Consider the following 15,206-nt stretch of genomic DNA (forward strand, 5'->3'; position numbering starts at 1 on the left):
ACCGGGGACTGCTACTGCACCGTGGCCGATTCAATCAGCGCCATATCCTGGCTGCTCATCAGCTTCTCGATATCCACCAGAATCAGCATGCGGTCTTCCAGCGTGCCGATGCCGGTGATGAACTTGCTGCTCACCGCGCCGGCGATGTCCGGCGGCGGACGCAGCTGCTCGCTGCCCAGCTGCATGACGTCGGAGACGCTGTCCACCACCATGCCGACCACGCGCCCGCTGACGTTCAGGATGATCATCACCGTGAACTCGTTGTACTCGGCCTTGCCGAGGCGGAACTTGATGCGCATGTCGACCACCGGCACGATGGTGCCGCGCAGATTGATCACGCCCTTGATGAAGTCCGGCGCGTCGGGAATGCGGGTCACGGAATCGTAACCACGGATTTCCTGGACCTTGAGAATGTCCACGCCGTATTCCTCGTCGCCGAGGCGGAAAGTAAGGAACTCGGCAGGCGCGTCGACGACGGCGGCCGACTGCTTCTCGCGGGATTCTGCTACGGTGCTCATGGGCTATACCTTTTGAAAAAATCAGGCGGCCATCGCCTGACCGAACAACCGCACGATGGCGGCGACGTCGAGAATGAGGGAGACGCGGCCATCACCGAGGATGGTGGCGCCCGATACGCCGCGCACGCGGCGGTAGTTGCGGTCCAGCGACTTGATCACCACCTGCTGCTGACCCACCAGCTCGTCGATCTGCAGCGCGACCTTGCGGCCTTCCGCCTCGATGATCACGACGATGGCCTCGCAGGGATTGCGGCGCTCGCCGGACAGGCCGAACAGATCGCGCAGATCCACCAGCGGCAGATAGTCATTGCGCACACGCAGCACGGTGCTCTGCCCGGCGATGGTCTTCACCTGGTTTTCATGCGGCTGCATCGACTCGATGACCGCCGACAGCGGGATGATGTAGACCTCGTCGCCGATGGCCACCGACATGCCGTCGAGAATGGCCAGGGTCAGCGGCAGGCGGATCAGCACCGTGGTGCCGCGCCCCTGTTCGGAGCTGAGCTCGACGCTGCCGCCCAGGGCCTGGATATTGCGCTTGACCACGTCCATGCCGACGCCGCGTCCGGAGACTTCGGTGACTTCGGCGGCCGTGGAGAAACCCGGCGCGAAAATCAGCTGGAAGACATCGGCATCGCTCATATTCGGATCGGCCGGCAGACCGCGCTCGGCGGCCTTGGCGAGAATGCGCTGACGGTTCAGACCGCGACCGTCGTCGATGACTTCGATGAGGATGTGACCGCCCTGGTGCGCCGCGCGCAGCGTCAGCTGGCCGGTGCTGTCCTTGCCGGCGGCCAGACGCTCCTCGGTGCTTTCCAGACCGTGGTCGAGACTGTTGCGCACCAGATGCGTGAGCGGATCGGAGATCTTCTCGATCACCGTCTTGTCCAGCTCGGTGTTTTCACCGATCAGCTGCAGGCGCACCTGCTTGCCGAGCTTGCCGGCGAGATCGCGCACCAGACGCGGGAAGCGCGAGAACACCGCATCGACCTGCAGCATGCGCGTCGACATCACCGCTTCCTGCAGCATGCGGGTATTGCGGTCCAGCAGCGACAGACCCTGCAGCAGGGCCTCGTTGTGCACGGGGTCCAGGCGGTTGGCCAGCTGCTGCAGCATCGCCTGCGTGATCACCAGCTCGCCGACCAGATTGATCATCGCGTCGATCTTGCCGGTGGCGACGCGGATGCTGGCGGCGGCGTCCGACTTGGCGTCGGCGCCCTCGCCGGGCTTGCGCGCCACCGCCATCGGCGTGACGTTCGTGCCTGCGGCCGGTGCAGCCGGTGCGGCGGGTGCAGCAGGCGCGGCCGCCGCCGGTGCGGCCGGCTTGGCTTCCGGCGCCGGCGCGGCGGCGGCCAGCGGCGTGATTTCCAGGCGGCACTCCTCGTCCACCCAGGCGAACAGTTCGGCGATTCGCTCGCGCTTGACCGCCGCGCGCACGCTCAGCTCCCAGGCCAGATAGCAGCGCTCGGCGTCGGCCTCGGCCAGCGTCGGCAGCTGCGTCTCGCGGCAGCGCACCTCGCAATCGCCCAGCGACTGCAGCTCGCGCAGGATGCGCAAGGGATCGTTGCCGCTGAGGAACAGCTCGGGCTTGGGCTCGAACAGCACCTGCCAGCCGGCACTGCTGGCCGCGGCGCTGGCGGCGGCGGGCGCCGCGACACTGGCGGCGGCCTGCGGTCCGGCCAGGCGCTGTGAAAGCTCGGCGGCCAGGGCATCGGCGCTGACATTGTCGGCCGGCGTTTCGTCCTGCGCGGCCTTCAGCAGGCCGCGCACCATGTCGCTCGAACGCAGCAGGCAATCGACGTCTTCCACCGTGAGCTGGTGCTTGCCGGCGCGTACCGCGTCGAGCAGGGTTTCCAGCACGTGGGTGAAGCGCGCCACGTCGGTGAAGCCGAAGGTGCCGGCGCCACCCTTGATGGAGTGCGCGGCACGGAAAATACTGTTGATGGTTTCGGCGTCGGCCGCAGCCGGGTCGAGGCGCAGCAGCGCCGCTTCCATGGCGTCCAGGCCTTCGAAGCTTTCTTCGAAGAAGGTGCGATGGAAGCGCTTGAGATCAATCCCGCTCATGGCCGTGCATCCTTTAACCGATCACGTGCCGCACGGTGGCGATCAGCTGTTCCGGGTTGAAGGGCTTGACCAGCCAGCCGGTGGCACCGGCCGCCTTGCCTTCCTGCTTCTTTTCCGGCGCCGACTCGGTGGTCAGCATCAGCATCGGCGTGAACTTGTAGGGCGCCAGCGCGCGCAGGGCGCGCACCAGACCGATGCCATCGAGATTGGGCATGTTGACGTCGCACAACACCAGGTTGAACGACTCTTTCTGGGCGATCTTCAGGGCATCCGCGCCGTCGACCGCTTCGGTGACATCGAAGCCGGCCTGCTTGAGCGTGAACGCCACCATCTGCCGCATCGAGGCAGAATCATCCACCGCGAGAATTCGCACCGTCATGCCACTGCTCCTTTGAGCTGCAGGGATTGCTCCAGGCCCAGCATCGCCGCGGCCTCCACGAGCATTTGATTGGGAGCGCGCCAGGCGGTGCTCAGACCGCCGCGACGGCGCTCATTCCAGAACATCAGAAGCAGCTGCAGAGCAGCCGTGTGCAGCCTTGCGATCTGGCTGCCGTCCACGCTCAGGGGGCGGGGATCATAGACGTGGCTCAAGAGCTGGTCGCGAAGATTGACCGCGCTCTCGATGCCCAGGTCGGCCGGCAGTTGCAGACAGGCATCGCCTGCGGGTTTGTCGGGTTCTGAGCCTTGCATGTGTTCTCCATCTGGGTTCGGGTTCGCAAGCGGATGGCGGTGCTGGCCTTGCGCTCGCTTCAAGCTGTCTGGGCGATCATCGGCATGCCGGGGCTGCGGCTGTTGCGCTTACAGATAAACGCGTCAGTGCAACCGCCCAACGGCGAGACCCTGCCTGGGGCCTGCGCAGCCAAGCGCGACGGAGGCGCAACAGCCCTTGGTTTTTCGCGGGTTTATCCGCTTTTGAAGCCTGATGGCGCCTACGTTTTTCGCGCACGGACAAGCCCGCTGATCCGCCCGTTTTGGCCGCTGTGCGGCTTGTGCATCAGGGCACTGCAATACGCAGGACTCTTGCCGCTCGCCTGATCTGGCGATGATTTCGATCACGTCGCTTTGCACAGGAAAAAGCGCAGCGCCGCCGCCGGAGATGGGCAGCAGCAGGTGCTCCGTCGGCCATCCGCGAAACCGCGAGCACGGCTTGCGGCGCGGAGATTCAGCTCAGCCTGGCGCCAGGCTGTCCGGGTCCAGCAGGGTGAGAAAGCCCTGGTTGTCGTTGACCACGCCCAGCACGCGGACCGTGGAAGGAATCTGATGCACCGCCGGCGCCTCCTGCTGATCGCTGGGCAGCAGCTTGCGCACGTCCGCCACGCTGTCCACCAGCAGCCCCAGCAACTCCTCGCCGCAGTCCGTGATCACGATGCGCGCCTCATGCGTGTCCAGCGGCGTGTGCCCCTGCAGGCCCAGGCGCTGACGCAGATCGAGCACGGTCAGCACCTGGCCACGCAGATTGATCACGCCCACCACCGAATGCGGCGCGCCGGGCACCGCCTCGATGGCGCTGACCCGCAGCACTTCCATCACCTTGAGAATCGGCAGACCGTAATTCTGGCCGGCTGCGACAAAGCAGACCCAGCGCTGCGCCGGCTGCATGCGTATGGCATCACCCATTGGGCACCTCTTTTGCGGGCGCGGCCTGCGCACCGCCATCTGACGGCGCGGCGGGCGCGCCATGGTTGTTGTCGATCTTGCCTGACGCCGGCGACGGCTCCGGCGCCTCCATGACCACGATCGCCACGCGGCGGTTGCGGTTGCGGCCCTGCGCGGTGGCGTTGTCGTCCACCGGCCGGTACTCGCCATAGCCGGCCACCGACATGCGCTGCGCGACAATGCCGCTCTGGTTGAACAGATGCACCACCGAGGCGGCGCGCGCCGCCGACAGCTCCCAGTTGGAGGGAAAGGCGGCGGTGGTGATCGGCACGTTATCGGTATGACCTTCGATACGCACCGCATTGGGATACTTGGCGAGAATGCCGGCCAGCTTGCCCAGCACCGGCCGCGCGCTCTCGGCGACCAGCGCCGAGCCGCTGGCAAACAGGATGTCGGTGCGGATTTCGACTTCGAGCCAGTGCTGGTTCTGGTGCACCACCACCAGATCGCGGTCGATCAGCTCGCGCATCGCCGCGTTCACCTGCTGCGCCATCTGCTGCAGATCCCGCTGCGTGCCAATGCCGGCCTCCTGATCACCGTGCGCCTGCCGGTCGAGCATGCTGCGCGCATCGATCTGCGAATCGATGGGCGTGCTCTTGGCAATCTTCTCGCCGATCTGGATCGGCTGACTGGAACGCGGCGGTCCGCCGAAGGCCTGCGACAGCGAATCGGCCAGCACCCGGAAGCGGCCCTCGTTGACCGAGGACACCGCGTACATGCAGACGAACAGCGCCAGCAGCAGCGTGATCAGGTCGCCATAGGGAATCGCCCAGGCTTCGTGATTGGCGTGTTCTTCGTGTTTGACGCGTCGGGCCATGGCGTGGTCTCAGTGCAGATAACCGCGCAGCTTGGATTCGATATTGCGCGGATTCTCGCCGTGCGAGATCGCGATCAGGCCTTCGATCACCATGGTCTTGGTGCGCGACTGCTCCGCCACCACGGCCTTGAGCTTGGCAGCGATGGGCAGGAAGAACAGGTTGGCCGAGGCGATGCCGTAGATGGTGGCGACGAAGGCCGCGGCAATGCCGTGACCGAGCTTTTCCGGCTCGGTGAGATTCTTCATCACCGCCATCAGGCCCATCACCGCGCCGATGATGCCCAGCGTCGGCGCGTAGATGCCCATGCCTTCCCAGACCTTGGCGCCGGCGTTGTCCATGTGTTCGTGTGCGTCCAGTTCGGTTTCCAGAACATTGCGGATGGTGTCCGGCTCCGAGCCGTCCACCAGCATCTGCAGACCCTTCTTGATGAAAGGATCCGGCTCGGCCTCCACCAGGCCTTCCAGGGCCAGCAGCCCCTGCTTGCGCGCGGTGGCGCTCCATTCGAGGATGCGCGCGATCAGGGCCTCACCGTCCTGCGGCGGCGGCAGAAACACCCAGCGCACCATCTTCATGCCGCGCTTGAACACCGCGCCCGGCGTGTGCAGCAGAATCGCCGCCAGCGTGCCGACGATGACGATGACGAAGGCCGCGGGACCGACCAGCGCACTGACGCCGGCCCCTTTCAAGATGCTACCGCCGATCAGAGCTACCAGAGCCAGGACAATCCCGATCAGGGACAGTTTATCCATGCGCTCCGGCTCCCAGACTGCCGCGCTGGGCGCGATACGCCGCGACCATGCCGGCAAAATCCAGAATCAGCGCGATGCAGCCATCGGGCATCACCGTGGCACCCGCCACGCCGGCGAGACCGCGCAGGCTCGCGCCCAGCGGCTTGATGACGATTTCTTCGCGGCCCAGCACTTCGCGTACCACGAAGCCATAACGTTCTTCGCCGACCTGCGCGGTGACCACGTGATGCGGCCCCGTGCCCACCGGCGACTGCAGCCAGCGCTCCATGTACACCAGGCGCAAGGGCTGATCGCGCAGCATCACGATGTCCCAGCGCTCGAAGCGCTTCACCTGCTTGGGATCGAGCGCGAACACATCAGCGATCGGCGCCAGCGGCACCGCGAAGCGGCGGCCATCGGCGCGCACGATCAGCGCCGGCAGAATCGCCAGCGTCAGCGGTACGCTGATGCGGAACGTGGTGCCGACGCCGGGCTTGGATTCCAGATGGATGGTGCCGTGCAGGCGCTTGATGCTGGACTGCACCACGTCCATGCCCACGCCGCGTCCGGACAGATCGGAGACCTTGTCCACCGTCGAGAAGCCCGGCAGGAAGATCAGCTGCAGGCAGTCGTCGGCGGTGAGCTGCGCGGCGGACGCCGAATCCACCACGCCTTTTTCGATGGCCTTGCGGCGCACGCGTTCGGGATCGATGCCGGCGCCGTCATCGCGGATGTCGATGCAGATCTCGCTGCCTTCCTGGCGCGCCGACAGCGTCAGACGGCCCATCGTGGGCTTGCCGGCGGCGCTGCGCGCATCCGGCATCTCGATGCCGTGGTCGACGCTGTTGCGCACCATGTGCACCAGCGGATCGGCCAGGGCTTCGACCAGATTCTTGTCGAGTTCGGTGTCCTCGCCTTCCAGCACCACCTCGATCTGCTTGCCGAGCTGGCGCGCGATGTCGCGCGCGATCTTGGGAAAGCGCGAGAACACCTTGCGGATCGGCTGCATGCGCGCCTGCATGATCACGTCCTGCAGGCCGCGGGTGATGAAGTCCAGCTCGCCGATGGCGCGCACGCTGTCCTCGCCCATGCCGCCGCGCATCGCCTTGAGACGGTTGCGCACCAGCACCAGTTCGCCGACCAGATTCATCAGGCGGTCCAGCTTCTGTGTCTCCACGCGCACGGTTTCCGTTTCGCTGCGTGGCGCCGCCGGTGCGGCGGGTGCGGTGGCAGCGGGCGGACGCGGCGGCGCGGCGGGCGGCGCAGTCACCGGCGCCGGTCTGGCGGCCGGAACGGCGGCGGGCGCTGCCGCAGCGGGCGCCGCAGCAGCCTTGCCCTGCAACTGATCCAGCAGGGCCTCGAATTCATCTTCCGTGATGCTGTTGCCGCCCGCCACTGGCGCGGCGGCGGGTACCGCGGGGGCGGCCGTGGCCGCCGGCTTGCCCTGCAGCTGATCCAGCAGGGCGTCGAATTCATCTTCCGTGATCTCGTCGCTGCCGGCGGCCACGGCGGGCGGCGGCGCGGTCTTGGCGGCCGGCGCAGGCGCGGCGGCAGCCGGCACCGCCAGGCCGTGCAGCATCTCGATCAACTCGGGCGGCGCCACTGCGGGATCACGATCTTCGCGCAGCGCTTCCATCATCTCGTGCACGACGTCGAGCGCCTGCGACACCGCATCCATCACGGCGGTATCGAAGCTGCGCTGACCGGAACGCACGATATTGAGCACGTCCTCGGCGGCGTGGCAGATCTCGACCAGCGGGCTGACCATCAGAAAGCCGGCGCCACCCTTCACGGTGTGAAAGGCGCGGAACACGGCATTGAGCAAGTCGATATCCTGCGGATTCTGCTCCAGGCCGATCAGCTGTTCGCCAAGCTGCTCGACCAGCTCGCCGGCTTCGGCAAGAAAATCGGCACGGATATCGTCATCTGGGGGACTCATCGGCTTTCGGCCTTCACTGATCAGAAGCCGAGACTGTCGAGCAGCGCATCGGCATCCTGTTGATTGGCTGCCGGTCGGCCCGGCAGAGCGGGACCCGGCAGGGCTTCCTTCGCCTCAGGTATCGGCGCCTCGCCGCGTGCCTTGAGCATGCCGCCATGCGAGCCGAGCAGCTCGCCCAGGGCACGATCCACCTCTTCCACCAGGCGGATCACCCGCTTGATGATCTGGCCGGTGATGTCCTGATATTCCTGCGCCGTGGCCATGTCATTGAGATTGGAGCGCAAAATTCCGGCGTTGTGCTGCAGCCGCGTGCCCTCGCCGCGCAGCATCGCGGCCAGTTCGGCGTGCGCCTGCGCGTCCAGCGCCTGCGTCGCCAGCCGATTGCCGGCGTCTTCAAGTCGCTGGGCGGCGGCGATAAATTCATTGGTGGCGCCGCGCGTGGCATCGATCAGATCCAGGGTGCGGTGCGCCGCAGCCTCGGTCATGCCCACCACATGCTGCAGGCGGTCACGGGCATCGGGGATGGTGTCGCCGACGATGCGCGTCAGCCGCTGGTCCAGGCGCAGCTCGGTGATGGCGCGGTGCAGGCGCTGGGTGAGCGAGGCCACCTGTTCGTAAAACGCACTCTCGCTGTTGCCCAGATGCTCGCTGAGCTGGGCCGGTGCTTCCATGCTTTCGCCCGCTTCCAGGCGCTGCAGCCAGTGCCGCAGATATTCGATCAATTGGCCGCGATCGGCGGCACTGGCGTTCACGCCGCCTCCGTCAACCGCGCGAAGATCTTGTCGATCTTCTCCTTGAGCGTGTTGGCATTGAAGGGCTTGATGATGTAACCGTTCACGCCGGCCTGCGCGGCGGCGATGATCTGATCGCGCTGCGCCTCGGCGGTGACCATCAGCACCGGCAGCTTGGCCATGCGCTCGTCACCACGGATCGCGCGCAGCAGGTCGATACCGGTCATGCCCGGCATGTTCCAGTCGGTGATCACGAAATCGAAGGTGGTGGCCTGCAGCATCGGCCAGGCGCTCTTGCCATCGTCCGCCTCGGTGACATTGGTGTAACCCAGGTCGGCGAGCAGATTGCGCACGATGCGACGCATGGTCGAGAAATCGTCGACCACCAGAATCTTCATGTTCTTGTCCATCCCTTCTTACTCCGGCTGCAATTCGTCGAAAACAACAAAACAGGAAAAAATGCTCAAACTTCAGGTAGCGGCTTCCGCTTTCCAGCCCTTGAGCCGCGCCCGCAGACGCAGCAGAGCCTGGCCATGAACCTGGCAGACGCGGCTTTCGCTGACGTCCAGCACCGCGCCGATCTCGCGCAGGTTCATTTCGCGTTCGTAGTACATGGACAGCACCAGGCGTTCGCGCTCCGGCAGCTCGCCGATGGCGCGCGCCAGTTCCTGACGGAACTCGGCCTGCTGCAGGCTCTCGCCGGGGCCGGCGCCGGGATCGGTGGCGTCCACCGTCTCGTCGCCGTCCTCGCCACCGTGATTCATGCTCAGCACCTGGCAGCGCGCGGCGTCGGCGACGATGCTGTGGTACTCGGTCAGGTCCATCTGCAGGCGCTGGGCGATCTCGCCGTCACGCGCCTCGCGGCCCATCTCCTGTTCCAGCGTGCGGATCGCCTCGGCCACTTCGCGCTCGCGCTTGTGTACCGAACGCGGCGCCCAGTCGTTGTGGCGCAGCTCGTCGATCATCGCGCCACGGATGCGGATGCCGGCATAGGTTTCAAAGGAGGCGCCGCGGCTGCCGTTGTAGTGGCGCGCGGCCTCCAGCAGGCCGATCACGCCGGCCTGAATCAGATCATCGACATCGACGCTGGCCGGCAGACGCGCCGCCAGATGATGGGCGATGCGCTTGACCAGCTCGCTGTGGCTGCGCACCAGCTCGGCTTCCTGTATCGCCGCCGAGGCGCTGGCCTTGGCGGTGCTGGTCATCTTGTTGACTGCGGCGTTCATGTGCCCACCCCTAACACCGGCTCGCGCGTGATCAGGCGCTCGACGAAGAATTCAAGATTGCCGCGCGGCCCTTCCGGGGCGGTCCAGGCCGCGGTCAGCGCCGCCAGCTGGCGGAACGCCACCGCGGATGGCGCGCTGGGATAAGCGTCCACCACCGCACGCTGCCGGCGCACCGCCCGGCGCAACCACTCGTCCTGGGGAATCGCACCGATTGGCGTCAGGCCGACATCGAGGAAGCGTTCGCAGACACGCTGCAGGCTGTCGAAGATCTCGCGCGCCTCGCGGACGTTGTGTACCTGATTGGCCAGCACCTGCACGCGTGCCACGCCGTAGTCGCGGCTCAGGACCTTGATCAGCGCGTAGGCATCGGTCAGCGACTGGGGATCGTTGGTGATCACCACGATCACTTCCTGCGAGGCCTGGCTGAAGGTGATGACGCTGTCGGCGATGCCGGCGGCGGTGTCCACGATCAGGGTGTCCAGCGGCCGCTGCAGCTCGGAAAAGGCCCGCACCAGACCGGCGTGCTCGGCCGGCGACAGCTCGGCCATGCTGCGCTGGCCGCTGGCCGCCGGCACCACCATCACTCCGGCCGGGCCTTCGAGGATGGTGTCGTCCAGGCTGCACTGCCCGGCCAGCACATGGGAAAGATTGAGGCTGGGCTGCAGGCCCAGCATGACGTCGACCTTGGCCAGACCCAGGTCACCGTCGAGAATCATCACGCGGCGCCCGTCCATGGCCATGGCCACAGCGAGGTTGACCGAAACGCTGGTCTTGCCCACCCCGCCCTTGCCGCTGGTCACCGCAATCACCCGCACCGGCCGCGGCATGCGCATGCGACGCAGCCCTGTCGCCTGACCGGCGACGGCGCTGTCGTAGACGCTTTCAACGGATGGCATGGAGGGCTCCGATCTGCAGGGCAAGGGCAGCATCGTCGATCTCACGGGCCGGCGCGCTTCTCGCCAGCTGCATGGCACGTAATACCAGCTGATCGGCACGTGCCAGCTGCAAATCCTCGGGTACACGCTGTCCGTCACAGACATAGGTGATGGGCAGACCGCTGCGGATGGCCGCCGAAAGGGCGCCGCCGATACGCAGGGTTTCATCGATCTTGCTCAGCACGCAGGCGCTGGGACGGGCGTCGCCGTAGCGGTGCACGATCTCGTTGAGATCGCCGGCCTGGGTCGCGGCCGGCAGCACCAGCCAGGTCTGCAGGCGGCCGCGCACCGCGCCCAGCTCACCGAGCTGCTGCTGCAGCTGCAGATCGCGCGGGCCGATGCCGGCGGTGTCGATCAGCACCAGCTTGCGGTCCGACAGGCGGCCCAGCACCTGGCGCAGCTCCTCGGCATTGCCGGCGCTGTGGACCGGCACGCCCAGCAGGCGGCCGTAAGTGAAAAGCTGTTCCTGGGCGCCGACGCGGTAATGGTCGGTGCTCACCAGCGCCAGGTCGCGGGTGCCGAAGCGCTGCGCATAGCGCGCGGCGAGCTTGGCGATGGTGGTGGTCTTGCCGGCGCCGGTGGGTCCGACCAGGGCCAGCACACCGCCGGCGGCGAGCGGATCTTCCGTCAGCACCGGGATGCGGCGCGCCAGCAGGCCCAGCGGCAGATAGCGGGCGCGCTCGGCGTCGGCATCGTGCGGCAGCTCGGCGATGATCTCGCGCGCCATCTCCGGATCCAGGCCGATGTCGAGCATGGTGCGCAGCGCGCGCAGGCGCTCGGGACGCTGGTGCAGCTCACGCCAGGCGGCGTGCGCCAGCTGGCTTTCGATCAGGGCGCGCATGCCGCCGATTTCCTGGCGCAGCTGCTGCAGCTCCGGCTGCGGCAGCGCCGGCAGCTCGACGTGCTGCGACGGGCTTTCGGCAGCCGCAGGCGCCGGCTTCTCGTCGCCGTGGTTCGGGCTGGCGCTGGCGACCGCCGTCTCGCGCGGCGCCTGCTGCGGCCGCGCCGCCTGGAGCAGGAGCGCCGCGTCGTAATCGGTGGCGGCCACCACTTCCACGCCGCCCGGCACCCGGTGATTGGCAAGAATCACCGCATCGGGGCCCTGCTCCTCACGCACCAGGCGCATCGCTTCGCGCATGTTGCTGGCGAGGAATCGTTTGATCTTCATAGCGCTTGTTCTCTGTTACCTGTTGCCTGTTGTTCAGGATGTCCACTGCCCGTGCTACGCGATGGCGGCCACCATGCGGATGCGCTTGTTGTCCGGCACTTCGTCGAAGGACAACACGTGCAAACCGGGAATGGTCTGGCGCGTGAAGCGCGCCAGCATCGGCCTCAAAGCTCCCGGCACCAGCAGCACGGGTGTCTGACCGTTCTGCTCCTGGCGCCGCGCGTTTTCGCTCAGGGACTGATGCATCCGCTCGGCGAGGCCCGGTTCGATCGCCGAACCGCCGCCCTTGAGGCTGTCCTGCAACACCTGTTCCAGAGGCGCGCCCAGCGTGAGCACCTGCAGCTCGGGCGTCATGCCGCTGATTTCCTGCACGATCTGACGGCCCAGCGCCACGCGCACGGGCCCGAGCAGGGCGACGGGATCCTGACTGCGCGCCGCATTCTCGGCGAGCGATTCGGCGATGACGCGTAAATGACGGATCGACACGCGTTCGGCGAGCAGCATCTGCAGCACACGCGTGAACACCGCCAGCGGCAACATCTTCGGCACCAGGTCTTCGGTGAGCTTGGGCGCCTGCTTGGCGAGCTGCTGCAGCAGCGCCTGCGCATCGTCATGGCCGAACATCTCGCTGGCGTGCGTCTGGATGATCTGCGACAGATGCGTGGCCACCACGGTGGAGGCATCCACCACGCTGTAGCCCAGGGTCTGCGCGTGCTCGCGCATGCCGCGCTCGATCCACACCGCTTCCATGCCGAAAGCCGGATCACGACCGGCGATGCCATCGAGCGTGCCGAACACGCGGCCGGGATTGAGCGCCATATCGCGATCCGGATACACCGAGGCTTCGGCCACCGGCACGCCGTGCACGAGAATGCGGTAGCTGGCCGGCTGCAGTTCGAGGTTGTCGCGGATATGCACCGCCGGCACCAGAAAGCCCAGTTCCAGCGTCAATTTCTTGCGCACGCCCTTGATGCGTGACATCAGTTCGCCGCCCTGACGCGCATCGACCATCGGAATCAGGCGATACCCCACTTCCAGGGCGACGACATCGCTATGGCCGACATCGTCCCAGCTCAGCTCGCTGGGCGTGGCCGGTGCGGCCGGTTTGGTCTCCGGCCGGTTGGCGGCTTCGCGGCGGCGCTTGCTCAGCATGTACGCCGAACCGCCGGCGACCGCGGCGAGCAGCAGGAACACCATGTTGGGCATGCCCGGCACCAGGCCCACCAGGCCCAGCACACCGGCGGCAATCGCCAGCACGCGCGGTTGTCCGAACACCTGCCCGGCCAGCATCTGGCTCATGTCCTGGGCGCGCGACATGCGCGTGACCAGCACCGCGACGGCGGTGGACAGCAGCAGCGAGGGCACCTGCGCGACCAGGCCATCGCCGATGGTCAGCAGGGTGTAGTTGGTGAGCGCCGCCTGCAGGCCCATGCCGTGCTGCAGGGTGCCGATCAGCAGGCCGCCGACGATGTTGATGATCAGAATCAGGATGCCGGCCACGGCATCACCGCGGATGAACTTGCTGGCGCCGTCCATGGAGCCGTAGAAGTCGGCTTCCTCGCGCACCTCGTTGCGGCGTTCGCGCGCTTCCTCGCGCGTCATCAGGCCGGCGTTGAGATCGGCGTCGATGGCCATCTGCTTGCCGGGCAGCGAATCCAGGATGAAGCGCGCCGACACTTCCGAGACGCGCTCGGCGCCCTTGGTCACCACCATGAAGTTGACGATGGTGAGAATGATGAAGGCGACGAAGCCGACCGCGTAGTTGCCGCCGACCACGAACTCGCCGAAGGCCGCGATCACCTGCCCCGCCGCGTGCGTGCCTTCGTGACCGTGCAGCAGCACCACGCGCGTCGAGGCCACGTTCAGGGCCAGCCGCAGCAAGGTGACGAACAGCAGGACCGTCGGGAAGGCCGAGAAGTCCATCGGCCGCAGCACGTAGATCACGCCCAGCAGCACGATCAGCGAGACCGCGATGTTCATGGTGAACATCAGGTCCAGCACAGTCGGCGCCAGCGGCACCACCATCATGCCCAGCACCATCAGCAGCAGGATGGGAGCTGCGAGGCCTTGTTGCGAGGCGGTTCGGAGTCGAAGCAGCAGGTCGTTCAGGGTCATGTAGGCGGATCAGGCTGTCCGTTCGGCACTTCGCCGAGATCGGGCAACCGTGGCGGTGCAGTCCTTGTGCCAGCCCTGCGCGCAAAATCGCGCAGCTGATAGACGTAGCTCAAAACCTGCGCGACCGCCGCATACAGCTCCACCGGAATTTCCTGATTGAGATTGGCGCCGCGGTACAGGGCACGCGCCAGCGGCGGCGCCTCGATGATCGGCACCTGGTGTTCGCGCGCCGCCGAGCGGATCGCCAGCGCCACCTCGTCCACGCCTTTTGCCACCAGGCGCGGCGCACGCATCTTGTCGGCCTTGTACTGCAGGGCCACGGCGTAGTGCTGCGGGTTCACCACCACCACGTCGGCAGTGGGCACGGCGGCGATCATGCGCTGGCGCGAGCGCTCGTACTGCAGGCGGCGGATGCGGCCCTTGATCTCGGGATTGCCTTCGCTGTTCTTGTATTCGTCGCGCACTTCCTGCTTGGTCATGCGCAGGCGCTTGGCGTGGGCAAACCACTGGTACGGTGCATCCACCGCCGCGATCACCAGCAGGCCGCCCGAAAGCCACGTCAGGATATTGACGAGCAGTTCCATGGCGCCGGCCATGGCCGACTGCGGATCGGCGCGGCCCAGTGCCAGAATCTCGTCGCGGTGATTGACGATGAAGCCGCTGGCCAGCGCGCCGAGCAGGCTGGCCTTGAGCAGGCCCTTGAGCAGTTCGCTCAGGCCGTGGCCGGAGAAGATGCGGCCGAAGCCGCTGAGCGGGTTGAGGCGGCCGAAATTGGGCTTGAGCGCCTGGGCCGAAAAGTTCCAGCCGCCGAGCATCATCGAGCCGATCACGGCGGCGGCGAGTGTCGCGCCCAGCAGCGGCATCACGATCATGAAGCCGCGACCGGTGAGTTCGGCGAAGCGCGCGACGAAGGCTTCGGGGCTGCTCAGCACCTGCTGCGGATCGAAGCTGAGCGCCGAGCGCATCCACTCCAGCGCTTCCTGCGCCATGCCCTCGCCGCTGGCGCTGAGCGCCATCACCGAGCTGGCGATCACCGCCGCCGTGGCCAGCTCACGCGAACGCGGAATCTCGCCACGCTCGCGCGCTTCGCGCAGGCGTTTGGGTGAGGCGCGTTCGCTGCGTGAGGGATCACTCATCGGCGCAAGCCCCCAACAAACCCGTAGGGCGGGTTAGCGGCGCAGCCGCGTAACCCGCCATGGCTTTGCTGCTTGTTGCGGTGTTTTGTGCTCGATTGAGCCTTGGTTTCGTGCGCCTTCGGCGCCCGAGGTACTTCTCTTTGCTCGTGCAAAGAGAAGTACCCAAGAGAAA

General features: G+C 66.7%; 16 protein-coding genes. 1 reads left to right on the top strand and 15 read right to left on the bottom strand.

Annotated elements, in window-relative coordinates; genetic code table 11:
- Positions 1-11: 11 nt before the first annotated feature.
- Genes BMY12_RS02550 through BMY12_RS02565 form a run of 4 tightly spaced genes read right to left on the bottom strand, consistent with a single transcriptional unit; the run spans position 12 to position 3,272 of the window.
- Positions 12-518, bottom strand: a complete 507-nt coding sequence (locus tag BMY12_RS02550) for a chemotaxis protein CheW (RefSeq protein WP_093281513.1) — start codon at positions 516-518, stop codon at positions 12-14.
- A 21-nt stretch (positions 519-539) separates the two neighbouring features.
- Positions 540-2,582, bottom strand: a complete 2,043-nt coding sequence (locus tag BMY12_RS02555) for a chemotaxis protein CheA (protein ID WP_093281515.1) — start codon at positions 2,580-2,582, stop codon at positions 540-542.
- 13 nt (positions 2,583-2,595) lie between these two features.
- The gene (locus tag BMY12_RS02560) at positions 2,596-2,961 is read right to left on the bottom strand and encodes a response regulator (protein WP_093281518.1); all 366 of its coding nucleotides are present in this window, start codon (positions 2,959-2,961) and stop codon (positions 2,596-2,598) included.
- Positions 2,958-3,272: an STAS domain-containing protein gene (locus BMY12_RS02565; protein ID WP_093281520.1), complete on the bottom strand. Its 315-nt coding sequence runs from the start codon at positions 3,270-3,272 to the stop codon at positions 2,958-2,960. Before BMY12_RS02565 ends, BMY12_RS02560 begins: the two co-directional genes overlap by 4 nt.
- Between BMY12_RS02565 and BMY12_RS02570 the strand changes: the two genes are divergently transcribed.
- Complete coding sequence (locus BMY12_RS02570; RefSeq protein ID WP_093281522.1) at positions 3,273-3,617, top strand: hypothetical protein; 345 nt, start codon at positions 3,273-3,275, stop codon at positions 3,615-3,617.
- Positions 3,618-3,749: 132 nt separating this feature from the next.
- On the opposite strand, the gene BMY12_RS02575 is transcribed toward BMY12_RS02570, so the two are convergent.
- From BMY12_RS02575 to flhB, 11 genes are read right to left on the bottom strand one after another with little or no spacing between them, the layout of a single operon-like run.
- Positions 3,750-4,199 carry a chemotaxis protein CheW gene (locus BMY12_RS02575; RefSeq protein ID WP_177188806.1) on the bottom strand — a complete coding sequence of 150 codons (450 nt, stop codon included), beginning with the start codon at positions 4,197-4,199 and terminating at the stop codon, positions 3,750-3,752.
- Positions 4,192-5,055 carry a flagellar motor protein MotD gene (gene motD / locus BMY12_RS02580; protein ID WP_093281528.1) on the bottom strand — a complete coding sequence of 288 codons (864 nt, stop codon included), beginning with the start codon at positions 5,053-5,055 and terminating at the stop codon, positions 4,192-4,194. Before motD ends, BMY12_RS02575 begins: the two co-directional genes overlap by 8 nt.
- 9 nt (positions 5,056-5,064) lie before the next feature.
- A complete protein-coding gene (locus BMY12_RS02585) occupies positions 5,065-5,805 on the bottom strand; it encodes a flagellar motor protein (protein WP_093281531.1) in 741 nt (246 codons plus the stop codon).
- Entirely contained in the window at positions 5,798-7,723 is a 1,926-nt protein-coding gene (locus BMY12_RS02590) for a chemotaxis protein CheA (protein ID WP_093281533.1), read from the bottom strand. Before BMY12_RS02590 ends, BMY12_RS02585 begins: the two co-directional genes overlap by 8 nt.
- Before the next feature lie 20 nt (positions 7,724-7,743).
- Positions 7,744-8,475: a protein phosphatase CheZ gene (locus BMY12_RS02595; protein WP_093281536.1), complete on the bottom strand. Its 732-nt coding sequence runs from the start codon at positions 8,473-8,475 to the stop codon at positions 7,744-7,746.
- Positions 8,472-8,864, bottom strand: a complete 393-nt coding sequence (gene cheY, locus BMY12_RS02600; protein WP_093281538.1) for a chemotaxis response regulator CheY — start codon at positions 8,862-8,864, stop codon at positions 8,472-8,474. The genes BMY12_RS02595 and cheY overlap by 4 nt, the downstream gene beginning before the upstream one ends.
- 60 nt (positions 8,865-8,924) lie before the next feature.
- Positions 8,925-9,659 carry an RNA polymerase sigma factor FliA gene (locus tag BMY12_RS02605; RefSeq protein WP_218140045.1) on the bottom strand — a complete coding sequence of 245 codons (735 nt, stop codon included), beginning with the start codon at positions 9,657-9,659 and terminating at the stop codon, positions 8,925-8,927.
- 17 nt (positions 9,660-9,676) lie between these two features.
- Complete coding sequence (locus tag BMY12_RS02610; protein ID WP_301331414.1) at positions 9,677-10,513, bottom strand: MinD/ParA family protein; 837 nt, start codon at positions 10,511-10,513, stop codon at positions 9,677-9,679.
- A gap of 49 nt (positions 10,514-10,562) precedes the next feature.
- The gene (gene flhF / locus BMY12_RS02615) at positions 10,563-11,783 is read right to left on the bottom strand and encodes a flagellar biosynthesis GTPase FlhF (protein WP_093281546.1); all 1,221 of its coding nucleotides are present in this window, start codon (positions 11,781-11,783) and stop codon (positions 10,563-10,565) included.
- Between the two features lie 54 nt (positions 11,784-11,837).
- Entirely contained in the window at positions 11,838-13,898 is a 2,061-nt protein-coding gene (gene flhA / locus BMY12_RS02620) for a flagellar biosynthesis protein FlhA (RefSeq protein ID WP_093281548.1), read from the bottom strand.
- Complete coding sequence (gene flhB / locus BMY12_RS02625; RefSeq protein WP_245732326.1) at positions 13,895-15,034, bottom strand: flagellar biosynthesis protein FlhB; 1,140 nt, start codon at positions 15,032-15,034, stop codon at positions 13,895-13,897. Before flhB ends, flhA begins: the two co-directional genes overlap by 4 nt.
- Positions 15,035-15,206 lie beyond the last annotated feature (172 nt).

Source organism: Solimonas aquatica (genome assembly GCF_900111015.1).
Classification (GTDB): Bacteria; Pseudomonadota; Gammaproteobacteria; order Nevskiales; family Nevskiaceae; genus Solimonas; species Solimonas aquatica.

Coding starts and splice junctions, on each gene's coding strand:
- BMY12_RS02550 (WP_093281513.1), bottom strand. CDS start 518: ATGAGCACCGTAGCAGAATCCCGCGAGAAGCAGTCGGCCGCCGTCGTC.
- BMY12_RS02555 (WP_093281515.1), bottom strand. CDS start 2,582: ATGAGCGGGATTGATCTCAAGCGCTTCCATCGCACCTTCTTCGAAGAA.
- BMY12_RS02560 (WP_093281518.1), bottom strand. CDS start 2,961: ATGACGGTGCGAATTCTCGCGGTGGATGATTCTGCCTCGATGCGGCAG.
- BMY12_RS02565 (WP_093281520.1), bottom strand. CDS start 3,272: ATGCAAGGCTCAGAACCCGACAAACCCGCAGGCGATGCCTGTCTGCAA.
- BMY12_RS02575 (WP_177188806.1), bottom strand. CDS start 4,199: ATGGGTGATGCCATACGCATGCAGCCGGCGCAGCGCTGGGTCTGCTTT.
- motD (WP_093281528.1), bottom strand. CDS start 5,055: ATGGCCCGACGCGTCAAACACGAAGAACACGCCAATCACGAAGCCTGG.
- BMY12_RS02585 (WP_093281531.1), bottom strand. CDS start 5,805: ATGGATAAACTGTCCCTGATCGGGATTGTCCTGGCTCTGGTAGCTCTG.
- BMY12_RS02590 (WP_093281533.1), bottom strand. CDS start 7,723: ATGAGTCCCCCAGATGACGATATCCGTGCCGATTTTCTTGCCGAAGCC.
- cheY (WP_093281538.1), bottom strand. CDS start 8,864: ATGGACAAGAACATGAAGATTCTGGTGGTCGACGATTTCTCGACCATG.
- BMY12_RS02605 (WP_218140045.1), bottom strand. CDS start 9,659: ATGACCAGCACCGCCAAGGCCAGCGCCTCGGCGGCGATACAGGAAGCC.
- BMY12_RS02610 (WP_301331414.1), bottom strand. CDS start 10,513: ATGCGCATGCCGCGGCCGGTGCGGGTGATTGCGGTGACCAGCGGCAAG.
- flhF (WP_093281546.1), bottom strand. CDS start 11,783: ATGAAGATCAAACGATTCCTCGCCAGCAACATGCGCGAAGCGATGCGC.
- flhA (WP_093281548.1), bottom strand. CDS start 13,898: ATGACCCTGAACGACCTGCTGCTTCGACTCCGAACCGCCTCGCAACAA.
- flhB (WP_245732326.1), bottom strand. CDS start 15,034: ATGAGTGATCCCTCACGCAGCGAACGCGCCTCACCCAAACGCCTGCGC.